This window comes from Chitinophaga barathri (genome assembly GCF_003807585.1).
Classification (GTDB): Bacteria; Bacteroidota; Bacteroidia; order Chitinophagales; family Chitinophagaceae; genus Chitinophaga; species Chitinophaga barathri.
Map to the genome: position 1 here is coordinate 221,825 of NZ_RMBX01000004.1, position 17,921 is coordinate 239,745.

Annotated in this window: 12 protein-coding genes; 4 read left to right on the top strand and 8 right to left on the bottom strand. The window is 51.9% G+C overall.

Features of this window, described 5'->3' with window-relative positions:
• Positions 1–8: 8 nt before the first annotated feature.
• From EG028_RS09200 to EG028_RS09215, 4 genes are read left to right on the top strand one after another with little or no spacing between them, the layout of a single operon-like run.
• The gene (locus EG028_RS09200) at positions 9–1,805 is read left to right on the top strand and encodes a RagB/SusD family nutrient uptake outer membrane protein (protein ID WP_162946410.1); all 1,797 of its coding nucleotides are present in this window, start codon (positions 9–11) and stop codon (positions 1,803–1,805) included.
• 33 nt (positions 1,806–1,838) lie between these two features.
• The gene (locus EG028_RS09205) at positions 1,839–4,928 is read left to right on the top strand and encodes a SusC/RagA family TonB-linked outer membrane protein (protein WP_120516191.1); all 3,090 of its coding nucleotides are present in this window, start codon (positions 1,839–1,841) and stop codon (positions 4,926–4,928) included.
• A 17-nt stretch (positions 4,929–4,945) separates the two neighbouring features.
• The gene (locus EG028_RS09210; protein WP_120516190.1) at positions 4,946–6,796 is read left to right on the top strand and encodes a RagB/SusD family nutrient uptake outer membrane protein; all 1,851 of its coding nucleotides are present in this window, start codon (positions 4,946–4,948) and stop codon (positions 6,794–6,796) included.
• 18 nt (positions 6,797–6,814) lie between these two features.
• The gene (locus EG028_RS09215; protein ID WP_120516189.1) at positions 6,815–7,222 is read left to right on the top strand and encodes a hypothetical protein; all 408 of its coding nucleotides are present in this window, start codon (positions 6,815–6,817) and stop codon (positions 7,220–7,222) included.
• Positions 7,223–7,286: 64 nt separating this feature from the next.
• Here the strand turns inward: EG028_RS09215 and EG028_RS09220 are convergent, their stop codons facing one another.
• From EG028_RS09220 to EG028_RS09255, 8 genes are all read right to left on the bottom strand, one after another.
• Positions 7,287–8,699, bottom strand: a complete 1,413-nt coding sequence (locus EG028_RS09220; RefSeq protein WP_241559091.1) for a sulfatase-like hydrolase/transferase — start codon at positions 8,697–8,699, stop codon at positions 7,287–7,289.
• Between the two features lie 91 nt (positions 8,700–8,790).
• The gene (locus EG028_RS09225; RefSeq protein ID WP_206614420.1) at positions 8,791–9,636 is read right to left on the bottom strand and encodes a DUF2490 domain-containing protein; all 846 of its coding nucleotides are present in this window, start codon (positions 9,634–9,636) and stop codon (positions 8,791–8,793) included.
• A gap of 38 nt (positions 9,637–9,674) precedes the next feature.
• Positions 9,675–11,099 (bottom strand): porin family protein, encoded by a 1,425-nt coding sequence (locus tag EG028_RS09230; protein ID WP_120516188.1) that lies wholly within the window; start codon positions 11,097–11,099, stop codon positions 9,675–9,677.
• Positions 11,100–11,516: 417 nt separating this feature from the next.
• Positions 11,517–12,917, bottom strand: coding sequence for a sialate O-acetylesterase (locus tag EG028_RS09235; protein WP_120516187.1), 1,401 nt, complete (start codon positions 12,915–12,917; stop codon positions 11,517–11,519).
• A gap of 56 nt (positions 12,918–12,973) precedes the next feature.
• A complete protein-coding gene (locus EG028_RS09240; RefSeq protein WP_241559090.1) occupies positions 12,974–13,750 on the bottom strand; it encodes a sialate O-acetylesterase in 777 nt (258 codons plus the stop codon).
• 28 nt (positions 13,751–13,778) lie between these two features.
• Positions 13,779–15,095 (bottom strand): sialidase family protein, encoded by a 1,317-nt coding sequence (locus tag EG028_RS09245; RefSeq protein WP_120516185.1) that lies wholly within the window; start codon positions 15,093–15,095, stop codon positions 13,779–13,781.
• Between the two features lie 35 nt (positions 15,096–15,130).
• Complete coding sequence (locus EG028_RS09250) at positions 15,131–16,066, bottom strand: DUF5017 domain-containing protein (protein WP_120516184.1); 936 nt, start codon at positions 16,064–16,066, stop codon at positions 15,131–15,133.
• 24 nt (positions 16,067–16,090) lie between these two features.
• Positions 16,091–17,908 carry a RagB/SusD family nutrient uptake outer membrane protein gene (locus tag EG028_RS09255; protein WP_120516183.1) on the bottom strand — a complete coding sequence of 606 codons (1,818 nt, stop codon included), beginning with the start codon at positions 17,906–17,908 and terminating at the stop codon, positions 16,091–16,093.
• Positions 17,909–17,921: the final 13 nt, after the last annotated feature.

A 17,921-nucleotide genomic window follows, 5' to 3' on the forward strand; every position in this document is an offset into this window, starting at 1 on the left:
CTGGAATCATGAAAAGATCTACTTTAATCTATATCGCGGCAGCCTTTGCGGCAGGCGCCGCAGCCGGTTGTATGAAACCGCTGAGGGTGGTGCCGGTCGAATTCAAGTCCGCGGACGATGTGTTCACAGACTCCGCGCGCGCGGAACTGTTCATCAACAATGCGTATACAGACCTGCCCGCGGACGTTGCCAACAGCTACAACTGGCTGGACGGGAATGCGATGCTCGCCTCCGCCACCGACGAAGCCATTCACGTATCCACCAATAAAACTTCCCCTTCCGCGGCCCAGCGTATGAGCGCTGGCAACTGGAACCCCTCGAACATGCGTTACTGGCGCGCCAGCGACGGAGCGGGTGAAATAGGCTCCTGGTTGAAATTCGGGGGATATCACGGAAACAGGAAAGCCAATACCGCGCTTACCCACCTCCATAAATTGCCCACCACCAGCAGCGAAAGGTTCAGGAACAGGATGCGCGGGGAAGCTCTTTTTATCCGTGCCCTTCACCACTGGTTCCTTTTCCAGAGATGGGGCGGCATCCCGATCGTGGACAGGTCCTTCGAAGCCAGCGACGATGTGCTGCTGCCCCGGAATTCCGTGCAGTCGGTCGTGAACTTCATCGTGCAGCAATGTGACGAAGCCATTCCATTATTACCCTCAGAGCCTTATACAGAACCTACAGAGGTGGGCCGCGCGGACCGCGGCAGTTGTATGGCGCTGAAAGCCAAAGTATTGTTATATGCTGCCAGCCCGCTGTTCAACAGGGCAGGCACGGATTCGCTCACCTCGATGATGAACGCGGACCCGAACCGCTGGGCGCTGGCAGCCAAAGCTGCGCAGGATGTAGTGGACCTCAACTGGTACACGCTGTATAAACCCACAGCCAACGGCCAGCGCAACTACCAGGAATTTTTCACCGCCTGGGGTGCGGGAACCACCAACCGCGAGTTTATCTTCGGCCGTTTAAGAGGCCCCAACCGCGATACGGAGAATGACAACTTCCCCGCCGGGTTCACAAACGCCAAAGGCGGCACCTGCCCTTCCCAGGACATGGTAGACGCCTATGAAATGGAAGACGGTACGGTTTTCAGCTGGACAAATCCGACGCAGGCAAAAGATCCTTACCTGAAAAGAGATCCGCGCTTTTATGCCAGCATCATCTACAACGGCGCGAAGTATGCGAAGTTCGCCAACAAGACTAACTATACCTTCCAGACGTTCACAGGCGGGGAGAATGCCACCGGCAACGCGAAAACCGAAACTTCCTATTACCTGAACAAGTTCATGGATTATACCAACGCAAATCCCGCACAGGGTACCGGCAGCGCTTACCACAACTGGCATTATTTCCGTTATGCGGAAGTATTGCTCAACCTGGCGGAAGCAGCCAATGAAGCCGGTGGCCCGGCCTATACCACCCCAGGAGCAAACAGTCCCCTTACCGCGGTAGCCGCCCTGGACCTGGTACGGGCACGGGTAGGTATGCCGGATGTAGCCACATCCTTTGCGAGGAGAGGCCTTGTTTTGAACCAGGAAAACCTCCGGGAATTTATCCGGAACGAACGCCGCGTGGAACTGGCCTTTGAAGACCAGCGCTACTTCGACGTACGCCGCTGGATGATCATAGAACAACTGCCGAAGTTTATCCGCGGCTGTGTGATCACCAAACAGGCGGACGGCAGCTTCACTTACAACCCGGATGTGCAGGTGGAAACGAAAGTGTTTGAGACCAAACACTACTTCTTCCCCATCCCGCAGACGGAAGTGAACCGGAACCCCAACATGAAACAGAACCCGCAATGGTAAACTGTTCAATGCTCACTATCTAAATCCAACAGGATGAAAAAAATATTATCAGTTCTTATCACACTCCTCCTATCCCTGCCGCAGTTGTATGCGCAGGTCAGGGCTATCACCGGTAAGGTGACGGATAGTGCGGGAGAAGTGCTTATCGGCGCCACGCTTATCGAAAAAGGCGGCACCAACCGTGCTATCACGGACCCCAAGGGGGAATTTAAAATGAATGTATCCGGTCCCAATGCCGTGCTCCTGGTATCTTTTATCGGGTACAACGCGCAGGAAGTAGCGGTGAAAACCCAGTCCATCCTGCGGATCACGCTCACGTCCGACGCTACCAGGCTCGGTGAAACCGTGATCGTCGGTTATGGTACCCAAAAGAAAGCCAGCGTGGTGGGTGCTATCTCGCAGGTAAAGGCGGAGGAGCTGCAACAGTCTTCGACTCCCAACCTCACCAATGCTATCGCCGGCCGCGTGTCCGGTGTAGTGACCATCATGGGCGCGGGCAAACCCGGCTCGGACAATGCCGAGATATACGTACGCGGTATGGCCACGACAAACTCCACCGCCCCGCTGGTGCTGGTAGATGGCATTGAAAGGGAATGGCGGCAGATAGACCCGGTGGATATTGAAACCTTCTCCGTGTTAAAAGATGCCTCCGCTACCGCGGCTTATGGCGTACGCGGCGCAAACGGGGTGATCCTCATCACCACCAAACGCGGTGTAAAAGGACGGCCGGTGTTAAATATTTCCACACAGGGCGCCGTGCAGCAGTCTATCCGTAAGCCTCAATACCTCGGTTCATATGACTTTGCCGTACTTACGAACGAGGCGCTGAAAAACGAAGGGAAACCGGCGGAATATTCCGCCAGCGACCTGGAGCACTACCGACTGAAAAACTCCCCGTACACCCACCCGGACAATGACTATTACAGCGACTTTGTACGCGACGCATCCTGGCAGCAGATGAGCAATATAAATGTACGGGGCGGCAACGATGTGCTGGGTTATTTTATCTCCGCCAATCATCTTCACCAGGAAGGATTGTACAGGGAATTTCCGAATGCGGAATACGAAACCAACTCCAACTTTGAACGTTACAGTTTCCGCTCGAACCTGGACTTCACGGTGAATCCCTCGCTGAAAGTAGGAGTGGACCTTACAGGAAGATTTGAAGTAAGGAAACAGCCGAACTTCGGGGACGACCTGTACGACAAGCTGAGAAGGCTTCCCCCCAACTGGCAGTCTTATATCAACCCGGACGGGACGATCGGTGGCCGCTCCGATGAATCCAGGCTTTCTCCTTATGCTTTGTTATCCCAGTTCGGCAACAGGGAGCGCAATACCAATGTACTGGAAGGCGCCTTCAAGCTCAACCAGGACCTTGGCAAGATACTGCCGGGCCTGTCTTTCAGGACCCTGGTCGGTTTTAACAGCAACTACGAATCCCGGCGCGATATCGTGGAGAAACCTGAATTATATGAATACAACCGTTTTGGCAATTACAGCCTGAATAAATCCCCCACTGAAATATCCATCTCCACCGGCAAAGGCCCCGGCAGGCGCAGGCAGTCTTTCGAAGCCGCGCTGAATTACAACCGCTCCTTTGGTGATGGCGATCATGTTGTAACCGGCATGGTACTCTACCAGCAAAGCCAGTATTTTGACGAAGCAAAGATCCCGACCGGTTACCTGGGCTGGGTAGGCCGCGCCACCTATGCCTACAGGAACAAATACCTGTTTGAAGTGAACGCCGGTTACAACGGTTCCAAACAATTTGAAGCCAGCAGGCGATACGGATTTTTCCCGGCCATGTCCGCGGGATGGGTACCCTCCGAAGAACGTTTCTGGAAAGACCACATCGGGTTTGTGAATTACCTGAAGATAAGAGGCTCCTACGGCGAGATCGGCAACGACCAGATCGGCGACTTTCAATACCTCTACGAGCAGCGTTACCTGTACGTGAGAGATGAAGACGGCTGGCGGTACGTGTGGGGCGAAAATCCCTCCGGCGAGCGGGGCATCGTTGAGGGCCAGCCGGGCAACCTGATGGTGACCTGGGAAAGGGCGCAGAAATCCAATGTCGGGTTTGATGCGAGGATGTGGAATAACAAGATCAGCGCCACCGTGGACGTGTTCCATGAAAAACGGCGTGACATTCTGGCCATACCTTATTCGGTGCCGCTGCTTTTTGGGATGAATAACCCGCAGGGCACGGCAAGGGCGGACGGTCAGGGCCTGCCGCCCGAAAACATCGGGCAGGTGATCAATAAAGGGATCGATTTTGAGCTGGGGTATAATGATAAGATCGGCGATGTGCGGTATTTTATCAAAGGCAATTTCACCTTTTCCCGCAACGTGATCAAAAAGATAGATGAAGAAGGGAAACGGTATGACTGGCAGAAAATAGAAGGGAAACGCATCGGGCAGCATTTTGGCCTTACCGCCGAAGGCCTTTATTCCAATAACGATTTTGAGAAAGACGCCAGCGGCGGTTTACTGCTGGAAGGCGGTTTCCCTGTCCTCCGCAAAGAAGTGGCCATCCCATCCTTTGGCGTGGTGTACCCGGGAGATATCCGGTATAAAGACCTCAACGGCGACGGGATCATTGACAGCTACGACGTGGGCGCTATCGGCAAAGGCCGCGTGCCCGAATACATTTATGGTATCACGGTGGGCGCCAGCTACCGGAGTTTCGATATCAACATATTGTTCCAGGGTGCCGGCGGCGCGGACATGTATTTTCAGCAGGATGCCGTTTGGGAATTTAACCAGCTGGGCAAAGTGATGCAGCACCACCTCGGCCGGTATAACCCGGACGATCCTTCTTCCTGGGAAAATGCGACCTACCCGAGGCTGCACCCCGCGGAGAATACGAACAACCACCGCAAATCCACCTACTGGCTGTACTCCCGCAATTACATCCGCCTGAAGAACATGGAAGTAGGCTACAACATGTCCAGGGAATTATTGTCCAGGGTAAAGATCGAGAGCGCCAGGATATTCATCAACGGCACGAACCTGGTCACCTGGGACAAAATGCTGAACTGGGACCCGGAATCGGCCAGCGAGACCGGCAATTCTTATCCGCAGTTAAGAACCTGGAATTTTGGTATCAGAGTAACCCTCTAAGTTTAAAAGACCACAACATGAAACAACTTAAATACATACTGTTCATACTCGCCATCTCCACATCACTTGTGTCCTGCGTGAAAGACGGGGCCGGTTTGCTGGATAAGGCGGAATCAGGTGAACTGAATGAGGAAAGGGTATTTACCAGCGCTAAATACACCAAAGAATTCCTCACGGACATTTACCGCCGGATCCCTTACGGCTGGGACGACAACGTATATCTCGACGCCGCCACGGACGACGGCGAAGCCCGTCCCTGGTGGGGCTGGGTAAATACCGTTCACGTAGGCGCCTACAATCCCACCAGCCTGCCCGATAAGTTCAAACGCTGGGCGAACTATTACGCGGCGATCCGCGCCTGTAATCTTTTCCTGAGCAAGATCGACAATGTGCCGGTAGACCCGGAGCAATATATGTCCACCGAAGAGATCAGGGACCGCCTGAAATACGAAGCTTTCTGCCTGAGAGCATTGTATTATACGGAACTGGTCCGCTGGTATGGCGGCGTGCCCATCATCACCAAAGTGCCGGAACGTGGCGACCCTGAACTGCTGGCTGCCCGCGCCAGCCTGGAAGAGATGAGAACGTTTATCCTGGCGGATTGCGATACCGCCGCGGCGCATCTCCCCGCCCGGCAGACCGGGGTGGATTATATGCGTGTGACCAGTGGTGTGGCCAAATCCATCAAAGCCCGCCTGCTGCTGCACCTGGCAAGCCCTTTATTAAATGGTACCACCTCCGGCCCGGCCAGCCCATGGTCATGGGGCGGTTACGACGCGAACCGCTGGAAAGATGCGGCCGATGCGACTAAAGCAGTCATCGACCACCAGGACGAGAATGGCGCCCCGGTATATAAACTGGTGGTAAAAACAGGCGCGGCCAACTTCTTTGGTAATAAAAATACCTATCCCGGTTCCCTGAATGCGATCGGCTGGTACGATGTGTTCATCACCCGTGTGAACACAGAAATGATCCTGGGCTACGGGAAAAAAGGCCTGACCAATGAACTGGATAAATGGCAGCTCCCGGGCGCGATGCAGAAAGCGGGAGATGCTTCTTTTACTTTGCCCACTTATAACTACGCCGCCTGTTTCGAAACGAAAGACGGTTATCCCGTCTACCAGACAGATGAATACGGCGTGCCGCTGATGAACAACGGCGAGTTCATCGTAAACCCCGCTTCGGGCTTTGATCCGCAGAAGCCTTACATCAACCGTGATTCCCGTTTTTATCATTCCCTTTGGTACAACGGCTCGATGTTCGGCGGCACCACCTTTAATACGTGGAGGGCTGAAGATGGCTCCACGGGGCAGGAATTCCTGAACGGCTACGGTCATACCGGCCTTTTCCTCCGTAAGTTCATGGACCCGAAAAACGTTTCGCTGAACAATGGCGTAACGGGGCAGACCAATCACAACTTCCCGCTTTACCGCTACGTGGAATTCCTGCTGGGGTATGCCGAAGCGATGAACGAATTCCTGCCGGACGGGGCGGCCCGCACGGAAGCGATACAGGCGCTGGACCTCATCAGGGCGCGTGCGGACATGCCGGATGTAGCCACCACTTTCACCAGGAACGGCTGGAATATTTCGGATCAGAAACAGCTGCGCAAATTTATACACAACGAACGCAGGATTGAACTGGCATTCGAGGAGCACCGCTTCTTCGATATCCGCCGCTGGCTGATAGGAGAACAAACGCAGAAAGTGGTATACGAACATGATGTACTGAAAAAAACGGACGGTTCATTTGTGTATTCCATCAAAGTGTGGGAGAGAAGGGTATTTCAGGCAAAACACAACCTGCTGCCGCTCCCGCAGTCCGAAGTGAACAATAACCCTAACATGCGGCAGAATCCGGGCTGGTAACATTAAAAAAGAACTGAGATGAAAAAAATACTGGTTTTACTGATCATAACGCTGGCTGCATTCGCCAGCTGCAAAAAGGACGACTTCATGGACAGGTTTGTGCCTGAAGTGTTGTACTATGAAAAAGACAAGGTGGAAAATGCTGATTTTACCACCACCACGCTGGCCGCGGGGATCACCGAATGGAACGTGAAATGCAGGGTAAGCGCCCCGTCGAAGCTGAAGGAGATCAGGCTGTATAAAACAGAAAAAGGCAAAAGTGAAGAGCTCCTGGAAACGTATACGGACTTCCAGCTGACGCCCAACGTGTTTAATGTGAAATACCTGCTGGAAAACATTGCCGCCGAAACCGTGATCAGGATCGATGCGGCGGACCTGAAAGACCATCACACGGTTCGCAGCTTCACCATTAAAGTGACGCCGTAGGCCATCCGGATAACAACAAAAAGGGCTGTCTTCACTGGTAAGGAGACAGCCCTTTTTTATAACCTTAACTGCCTGGCGGTGCCAGTTTCGGCAGTGAGCCCCACCATTGTAATAATTGATCTTTCAGGTTCCTGGCAATAGCGGGTTCCCTGTCTTTAATGTCGTTTGTTTCGGATGGATCCTTTTTGATGTTATATAGCTGGATGTCTGTACTGTCACTATTCATGAGCAGTTTCCAGTCACCGGAACGCACGGCAAGATTGGGGCTTTTATTGTTGCCCTTTGGGTAAGCGAAGGCAATATTATTACGCCCATATTCCCAGTATATTACTTTGTTTCTTTTAGCAGGTTTTCCCAATAATACTTTACTTCTGTCAATGCCATCGCCAGGGTAATCTTTGGGAAGGGAGATGCTGCCCAGCCTGGCCAGGGAGGGGATCATATCCAGCGCGCTGACGGCGGAGGAGCTGTCGATGCTTCCTGCCGGGATATGCCCCGGCCAGGATATAATAAAAGGCATGCATACACCTCCTTCATATAAGGACAGCTTTGATCCTCTCAACCCGGTGGCCCTGCTGCCGTTGAAGGTGGGCAGTGGCCCGTTGTCGCTGGTGAAAATAATAATAGTATTTTCTTCGATGCCTAATTTTTTTAGTCCATCCAGCAGCCTGCCGATCTGGGCATCATATTCTTTCAGGACCAGTGTAAAGGCGGCCTGGCCATCCCTGTTCGCCGGGTATGTACCGGTGTTTTCCGGGTCTTTCCGGGGTACCCATGGCGTATGTACATCATCCGGCCAGAGATTGATAAAACAGGGCTGTCCTTTATGCCTGCCCAGGAAATCAAGTGTTTTATCTACAAAATACTTTGTCCGGTCCCACCTTTTGATGCTGTCCTTATCCGACCATATCCAGTCTGTGGCGGTAAGGAACGGATCGGGCTGCGGGCTTTCGTAGGTGCTGGCATGTTCGTCAAATCCATATTGTTCAAAACCCGGTGCGTTCTTCACATCCCTTCCTCCACCCATATGCCACTTACCGAAATGCCCGGTTGCATATCCCGCCTTTTTAAAAAAGCGGGCGATGGACGGCGCGGCGGGATCGAGGAAGTCCGCCTGCTGGGCATTCCGGTTGTGTTTTTTGTTATCCAGGTAGGTGGAGAAGTTCCATCTGCCGGGATACATACCGGTGAGGAGCCCCGCCCTGGAGGGCGAACAAATAGGAGCGGCACTGTAATACTGCGTAAATTTCCGGCCGTTTTTAGCGAGCCGGTCTATATTGGGCGTAGGTACAAATTGCCCGCCGAAACAGCCGATATCACTAAAGCCCATATCGTCCGTCAGAATAAAAATGATGTTGGGAGGAGGTTCCTTTGATGCATAAAAGCAATAGGCTGGCATTGTATCCGCCAGCAGGACCATTGTTGTGATCATTGCCGCAAGAAAGGCATATAGCGGGTTTTTCAATTTGTTGGTCATTGGATTTTATTGATTACGCTAATTTGGTTTGCTGTGAGAGCCCTTTAAAATAAGAAATTACGATGATCAAAACAAGTGTTGGCTGGGGTGCTCAGTCAGCGCCGCCGTCCACATTGTCAAATGTTTCCCGCTCTTTTGGCGTGATGCTGTAGCGGAGTGAAAAGATCGGCCCATAATAAATATCAAATTGTGTTCCGTTCGTTCTTAGCTGCATTTGCGCAATAACCCCGGCGAGCGCATGCAGGTTCTTTGTAAGGCCGGCGCTGTAATAAACAGATTGCCGGAAAATATCAAACCGGTTGGGAGCATAGTCTTTATCCGCGAATTTCAGCATCAGTTCCATATAATAGGAAACGTTGGGCGTTTTCAGCCAGGCTTTCGGATTGTCCTGGCGAAGAAAATGATTGAACCCCACTCTTGCCCTCACCCTCGGTATCACCCTGTCTATGCCCTCCCGGTCGTCAAAAAACTTAGTTTCAAACCTGATCTGCTGGAATAGGCTCCCTTTGGGCATCTTCTGGGCAAAGGAGCCCATCACGATCAGCCGTCTTTCCAGGGTTTCATAGTTGCCGGCTTCCTTTATTTCATATTTTTTGTTGTGCGCATAACCCAGCCAGAACTTCATGTTTTTAAGCCCGGAGTAGGATATCCACGGCCTGATAACGAACCGTTGCCCGTAGGCGAACGGATTGCCGTTATCATATGAACCCTGGGTAACGAATTGCAGGTCCACTTCACCGTCCAGTTTCCATTTTTTTACCAGCGGGAAAGAAAAATCCGTTTCGCTGATGGAAGCGGGAATAAAGCCGAAGGTATACGGAGGCGGAGACGGAGTCTGTGCAAAAGCGCCGCTGCATGCGAATAACAGCATAACAGGAAAGATCAGCCTGTATTTGATCGTATGTTCCCAGCTGCACTGTTTGATATTTGTTTGCATTTAGATCGGGTAGTTTAATAAAGAAATACAACCTGTCATCAGAACTTTCTGAAATTGTAATTGTATCCCAGCAGGAAACCAATGGCGCTGTAACGGGCCTGGGTAATGGTGGTAGCTCCCTGGAGGAAATTTTCTTCTGCTATCTTGCTGTAATTGCCGTCCTGTTCTTTGTACGGATCATTTCCCACACTCAATTGCAGGCCGAGGCTGATACTGCTCCTGTTTTTCCGGATAATGCACCCACCCACAAGATGGTAGATATTCCAGGAAGTAAGATCAGGTTTGATGCCTTTTTCTTTGGCCAGCGCTTCATCGTAATAGGATTGATTGTTGCGCAGGCTGAACAGCAATGATATCCGTTCATTCAGGGAATGTTCGTATCCCACGGCGATATTTAAAACGGATTCAGCCGCAGTTTTCACCCGCAGGAAATTATCGCTGCCCAGGGAGGGGTACAGGTCTGCCGGCCGTACAAAAGCCGCGGGTTTTGCCTGCATGATATCATATATGCCCTCCTGGCCGTTATATTGAATGGCAAACGCCAGCAGCGACCGGCGGAAATGGACATTTAATCCGCCGCTTACCGCATAAGGCGACAAATATTTGGTTTTGAGCTTTTCCTGGCGGTCGTTTGCGGTAAGGTCCTGCCGCCTTCCGTTATATTTGATGGCTGTACCGGTGAGGTCTGCCGCCACCGTTCCTTTACCCATAAAACCCAGCCCCGGCGTGGTAACCGTGAGGCCCGCATCGAAACGTTTCGTTTTGTAAGCAGCGGCTATTTTGGCTGCATACCTTACATGATAGTAGTTAAAATTCTGTAGGAAAGTGGCTGTGACCAATTGCCTGTCGGCATTGTTCAGAAAAAAACGGGAAAGGGTGGCCTTGGTATAATTGGCCGTGCGGACCGTAAAAAGGTTGGTGATGCCGATAGCGAATTTCGGATTGAGTTTGTAGCCGATGGCTATGGCGGCCGCTACTTCATGTACCGAAGTACTGATACTTTGCTGCCCGATGAATTCTTCATCTCCCGGGCTTTCACTGTCATCCACGATCTGCTGGAAGCCGTCGAACCGTGCGGTAGCCTTGAAGTCAAAATTCACCGGCGATACAAACCCATACCCTATTTTGAGGCGTGGATTTTTGGTTTCGAACATCCCGGTAACGAGTAAAGGTATGGTGGCGATGTTACTGCTCTTGAAATCCGCCCGCTGCCCGAGCGCATTTTTAATCTTAATGTTCTCAACCTGGTAAAGGTTGGCATTGATGGATACGGACGCTGTATCGATAAAGGCAAGTGCCGCGGGGTTGTAATAGAGGGTTGTATTATCGTTTGTGCCACCTACTACCGCTCCGCCCAGCAGTGCGGACCGGGTTCCGAAGGCCTGCGTCCAGTAATGCGTATCCTGGGCCGGTAAATGAGACACCATGAGCAACAAAATCAGTAAAAGACCGAGAGCTTTCATGCGTTGTGTTTAATATGCGACGTATGGATGGACCTGGTACCGTGCGTTTTGCAAATGCTTTGAAAAGCAGGCGCATAACAATGACCTCATTCGGGCATTGAATGAAAAATTTCCGCGTGGTAATGTTGTTATGCTTAGTGAGAGTGTAGAAGTAGGCAGTAGGTGCCGTCAACCAATAAAAACACTTTTGAAGCCGGTTTGTTCATTTCGGGTTTATTTTTCTAAAAAAAGCCGCTGCAGCCCCATGACCAGGTACAAAGGCGCTGCGGCAAACGCTGGTATTAATAAAAAAGCCGCTAACATTTAGCGGCTTTTTTATTACCTGTACAGAAGGCGGGAGGATATCAACACGGTGGTATCCATACAGGCAAATATGTGAGGTGGACAGGCAATGGACGCGGTATTCTTTGATAGTATCTACCAATTGTCAGTACGGAAGGAAGAGGCCGGCAAACCTTCCGTATTATATAACTCGCCCGTGAACCAGTCTTTAAAGGCATACCGGACAGCTACCGGATTTTTTACCTGGTCAGACCGCACGCGGATACCGGTAGCCGTTATTTTGGCCTCCGCAGCATGAAAGACCTTATCCTCACCTGCTATCTCAAACAGGGTAAGATCCTTTGCTCCTGCATACAGGCCGTTTTGTGCATGGTCGAAAGTGAGATCAACCGTATCCTTGTTTATTTTCATGGACTTGTAAACCGGGCCCTGGAATGGAAGCAGATTGAATCCATAATCCCGTGCCAGCGCACAATAAGCCAGGCGTTTACCGACCGTCATTTTGTCCGGGGGGTGGATGGATAATTCTTTCCCGGCATCAGCGGTTACCGCCATAGATGAATTGGGGATCAATTGCAGGGCTTGCAGCTGTGCTTCCCTGAGATAAGCTGATCTTTTATCGTTGTCGTATTTGAATGGAGCGATCTGTACATAATAAAACGGCCATTCACCACAATTCCAGCGTTTACGCCAGTCGGCTACCATTGCCTGCATCAGTTGCGGATACTCCTGGTAGTTTTTCCGGTTGGCTTCTCCCTGGTACCATAATACCCCTTTGATACTAAAACCAACGATGGGATTGATCATTGCATTATAAAGCACGGCAGGGCTATTCTGATTCAATTTTACGCCATCGCCCGGAGCCGGGACCTTTACCGAAGCAAAGGGCTGTAAACCGGCGGCGCTCATCCATGCTTCAATGCGGGTTCCGCCCCAGGATGTGTGAATAATACCGACAGGGACATCCAGCTTCTCCTGGATGATCCTGGCAAACAGGTAGGCAACTGCGCTCATCTCGCTCACGCTTTCCACATCCGCTTCTTCCCAGGGGAGCACCTTTGCATCGAACTGGGCCCGGTCGGAGGACTGGCGTGTAACCTGGAACAACCGGATCCTGGAATTCTTCGCGTTCATCAACAGGTCGTTTGACCCTTCAATGGGCTGGTTGCGAAATCCTTTAACGGGCATGGACATATTCGACTGGCCTGAGCAAACCCATACTTCCCCGATGAGTATGTTATTCAGCACCAGTTTTTCACCATCGTCGAAAGTGATACTGAAAGGGCCGCCTGCTGCCGGAGTACTTACCGAAACATGCCAGAGGCTGTCGTTTCCTGCCTGGACAGTATACAATTTTCCATTCCAGCCGGTGGTGATCTTCACCTTCGCGGCGGGACGTGCTTTCCCCCAAAGAGCGGCGTTTGTTTTTTGCTGAAGCACCATGTTGTGATCGATGACAGCCGGGAGTATAACCTTGGCGCTGGCAGCCGTATTCACCAGCATAAACAGGCCAATGCATGTTATTATTTGTTTCATATGCCGTATTGATTAGTATATTTTTTGTTGCGGTATAACATTTTGAAAAGCCGGTTTTATCGCTGAAGAAGGATCATTTGTGCCGCGAGGCGCTTGCCCATTTCCGTAGCCGAAGCAGCATCGAAATGGGTTTTGTCTCCCTTGTGAACAAGCCCTTCCGAACTGGCGACAGCGGTGTTTTTTACTTTCCCGGGCAATTGCCTTAGCTGATCATTCACCAGTTTATAGTTGTCACGGTAGCGCCCCAGCTCGCCGGCAACAAAGGGCAGGTTGTTATTTCCGGCCTCCTGCCGCAGGCGGCCGATAAGTGATTCCAGGTCACCAAGGTAGCCGGAAAATTTTTCAATTTTGCTGTTCGCTTCTCCCTGGTGCCAGATAATGCCTTTGATCACGCCGCTTTTCATGGCTATATGCAGCCTGACTACTGCATCATCATATGCATACTTTTTGGTCGCGGGATCCATGGTTGCGGGCTGCCATGATTCGATCGGTGTGCCGCCGACGGCACAGGGGATCAGCCCGATCCGTACGGAAGGGTTGGCTTTCGCCATTTCCAAACCAAATGCAAGACCTGGCCCGACTCCTGCCCGGGCTGGTTTATCAAAATGCAGGGGATGCGACGCTGTTACCCATTTATTCTCTTTATCCAGCATCAGCACACCGGGTTGCGAAAGGTCGCGGTATTCGGCGGTGATGATCCCCCGGCCGGCCATGTTGGATTGCCCCACCAGCAGGTAAAGGTGAAAGGCAGGATCCGGCTGGTCCGGCTTTGAAAATGAAGTTAGCAGCAGCATTGTTGCGAAAAACAAACTTCCGGCTTTTATCCTATTCATTGATGTATGTTTAATGATGTACTGTTTATTAAGGCTCAGGTTGCCCGTTTAGCAGCCATGGCAGGTTAAATTTTTGAAATTCGATGGACCAGTGGCTGTTGGTGGAGGAAGGTGTTTCTTTTTGCTCCACTAAAGCGCCGATAGCAAAGTCAGCTGTTTTGGTCATGCTGGAGTATCCGCCTTTTCCCAGTGCAGCCGCTTCTTCCGGCGTTATAGTATTATGCAGCCGCCGGCTGGCATACCAGGTCTGTCCTTCGTTGTAACTTACACGGGCGGTCATATTGTAACGCGTGCTTTCACTGGCTGAATTCAGGAAAATAATACGGGATCGGTCGCCTGCATATCGTATGATCGAGCCCTGGCAACGCGGATCAGGCAACGCGGCAGCTGGGGTAAATGCTGAAAAGCCCCCTTCGATCGTACCGGTGGAGATATGGCGCCTTTTGGCATCCTGCCAGGGTGTTCCGCCGGGCCGGTCGTTTCGCATAAGCGTGCCGTCTGTCCGTTCAACCAGGGTGCCTTCATCCGTTCCCGCGGGAATGATCTGGTAATGCCAGGTTTGCCCATGGTCGTCGCTGTAAATATTACGCCTCCTGGCAGGGATGATCAGGCGGCCGGGTTGGGGGCCTCCGGTTGTTTGTATACCAACGCCCGGCCCCATAGCATCCCACGTCATCGTGGAAGGTAATAACGTACTCGTTTTATCGACAGGTGTTGCCCAGGTCGCGCCATTATCATCACTCCATGTTAAAAAGACGCGCCTTTCTCCCCAGGTGTCAACCGGTTCCGTATCGCCGCTGCCGTTTTCACTGTGATCGGCATCGTTCCATGACATAAAGAGCCATACCCGGCCGGTGTCCCAGTCAACAACTGCCGTGGGGTTACCCCATGTGCCAAGGGTGGCCCCTGCTACAGTTTTGAGTGATGACCAGGTTGCACCGTCGTTCAGGGATGTTTTATATACGACGTTAATATTGCCGTAATCGTTGTCACTATCCACTCTTCCTTCGCAGATAGCTATGAGCGTACCGTTGGTGGTGCGTACGATTGAAGGGATACGATATGCATGAAAGCCGCCGGTGCCGCCGTCAAACAGCTTAATGCTTGTGTGCACTGGCGCCGCCGCCGCTACATTGGATTGAAGACCGAGCTCGCTGGCGTCGATGCGTTCCGGTATGGCGGTTCCTTTCCGGCAGGCGGAGATAGAAGTGAGGCAAGCGATGGCGGCGATGGCCGTCATTTTCACATGCGGCAGAAACTTTCGCCGGAAACCGTCGTATAATGGTTTACGCGAAAGGCGTGGAAATGGGGATCGAACGGGGAATGGATTCAGGTTCTTTTTCATGATATTGTTTGTTTAGAGGAGATACAAAACAACGGTCAGGGAACTTTAACTTCGATCTCCCGCACAACACTTAACTGGCCTTCATAACTGGCATTGGAAGCGATAAAGACCGCCTTGTAAGTTCCCGGTGTAGTATAGTTGAACGAATAGCTGCCGAGGGTTGGATTAATGGTGCTCTTTATGGCGATGGGCCTGTCAGGTCCCATATCGGTCTTGGTGATCTGAAATGCTTTGCTTATCGCCCACGATTCCGTATGCACATCTTTGTTGATGTGGTTCCCATTGAAGCGGATGGCTCCGGAGCTTTCAATAACCGCGCCACGGCCGGGATCAACGATCGCTCCGTCGTTGATGAGGTTCCAGTCCGCTGTAGTAAGCGTTGCAAGCGAAGTAGCGCCCAGGTCTGTCTCTGATTGCAGCGAAAAGGCACGGATGCGCCAGGTGGAATTGGCCCCGTTCTCTGTTTGCGGTTTGCAGATGTAGCGGTATGCATAATAAAGAGGCTTCCCATCCACCACAAGATTCCTGAGATCTTTCGTTCCGGACGGCAGGGATGCAGATGCCCCTCTCGTATTCAACACATAGTCACCGGTGATGTCCGTCCATGTCGCTGCATGAATGTTTGTTATGTCATAGGTGCCGTTAAAGTCGGAGGAAACCATGACTGACAACTGATCGTCCTGCGTTCCGTTGTTAAGCGTGGTGGAAAACGAGGAGAGCAGTGCCTTAACATCCAGGATGCGCCCTTCCCGGTAGGCGTAATCGTTGCCGAGAACGCCGGGATAAAAGGAAATAACGGCTGCATCGCCGGAGAAGCTGAAGGTGACCTGCCTGACCGCGTTGCCGGCAGAATCGACAATGGAATTGACCTCGTAGCCGGTTATGCCAAAACCGGGCTCGCTGATACCTTCTTTAACACAGGAAGCAAAGATACCAAGGCAAAAAGCGGATATGATATACTTGAGTCTCATATTGATCAGTGTTAGTGAATGATTTTACCATCCCGGGTTCTGAACGAGCGCGCGGTTCAGCGACATCTCATTAGTGGGAATGGGGAACAGATAATTTTTCTCTGAAACGTTGAGGCCCGCTCTTGATTCAAATTTGTAAGCCGAGGCGGCAATCTGGCTGATCTCCGTACCTGCTGCGCGCATCTCGGCGATGAACTCCTGCCAGCGGATGAGGTCGCCTTTTCTCAGGCCTTCAAAGCATAACTCCCGGCTGCGTTCATCGTGGAGGAAGGCGCGGAAGTTATTCTGCGAACTGTAATCGCCGGGTTGAACATCTGCATCGCCGGGCGTGGTGATCTCCGCGATTGCAACGGCTCCGGTTCCGCTGCCGCCTGTGATCGTAACGGTTGGCGCCGAGGTATAAAATGCACCCCGGTCTGTTATGGTGATCGCAGTGATCCTGCCGCCGGAAACCGTCGCGTGTGCTGTTGCTCCGCTGCCGCCACTCCCCGTGATCGTAATTACCGGAAGGTTTGTAGCGGAGTAACCGCTGCCCCCGCTTGTAACGGTTATCCCGCTTAGATTTTCTCCATGAATATTTTTGCCAAAGGCTCTCCGTCTCACCAGGTTTACTGCATCTACAGCCTCGGAGGATGGCATTGCGCTCAGCTCGTTATCCGCTTCCGCAAACATCAGCAGAACGTCTGCATAGCGCAGGATCGGGTAATTGATCGGGGTGAAGCTGGTACTTTTAGGCAGTAGTACTTCATACATCCTGCGGTACTTGCCGCAGCTTCGTTGCCAGGTATTGTTTTCCGGCCAGTATTGCTTTTCAGCATCGTTGGCTCCTCCGTAGATATAGGGTGCAATATTCCAGTCGCGGCGCTCATCGAGCGCCTGGTAACGGTTATAGAAGCGGGGAGTTGCATTGATGCGCCCAAGACTGTAGCCGGTGTCTACATTCATACAGCGGATGCCATTGCGGGAGCCGAGACGGCCGCTTTCCGTGTATGCATCTGAACGGTTCCCCCAGAATTCAACTTCGAAGAGGTTTTCCTTGATGTCATATTTATCGGCCGAAAGATGGATGAATACCTGGCTATAGGAATTATTCAGGGCATGCGCGGCCTCTGCATCGTCAATCACCTTTTTGGCCCAATCACGGGCGTCCGTATATTTTGACCTGTCATTCAGCGGATAACCAGCCATATAAAGACATACCCGCGCGAGTATCCCGCGTACGGCGGACTTGTTTGCACGGCCGCCGAAGCCCACCGTTTTAATAGAGGGGACCAGTATTTCCGCTTCTTTGAGGTCCGCCAGTACCTGGTTGTAGACCTGCGATAGCGGAGCGCGCGGCCGTTGTGTATCGTCGGGCGACCTGGTGGTGTTTAGGATCAGCGGCACATCGCCCCACATCTGCGCCAGCAAAAAGTAGTAATAACCGCGAAGGAAAAGGGTTTCTCCTTTGATCACCTTTCTTTTTGCCTCATCCATCACCGGCCGGTCTATATTTTCCAGGAGCAGATTGGCGCGCCCGATTCCGTTATAGAGCGTTTTCCACGTAGCGGCTACTATCGGGTCTGAGCTGGAAAAATTGTACACCTGCACGCCTGCGGTAACGCCGGCATGACCGTACACCCCTTCATCCGTGATATCGAAGTGGTAGAAGGCATTGTCTCCATAGAGATCAGGACTGCCCAGTACGTCGTACACCCCTGTAAGCGCATAGGTAAGTTCCTTTTCCGTGTTATAGTATGTTTCAGGAGCCAGGAAATCGCTCGGTACGGTTTCAAGGAATTTATTACAGGAGCCCTGGGTTATCAGAGCGATTGCCAGAAGTGATAGGTAAAATGACTTCATGTTGCTATTTATT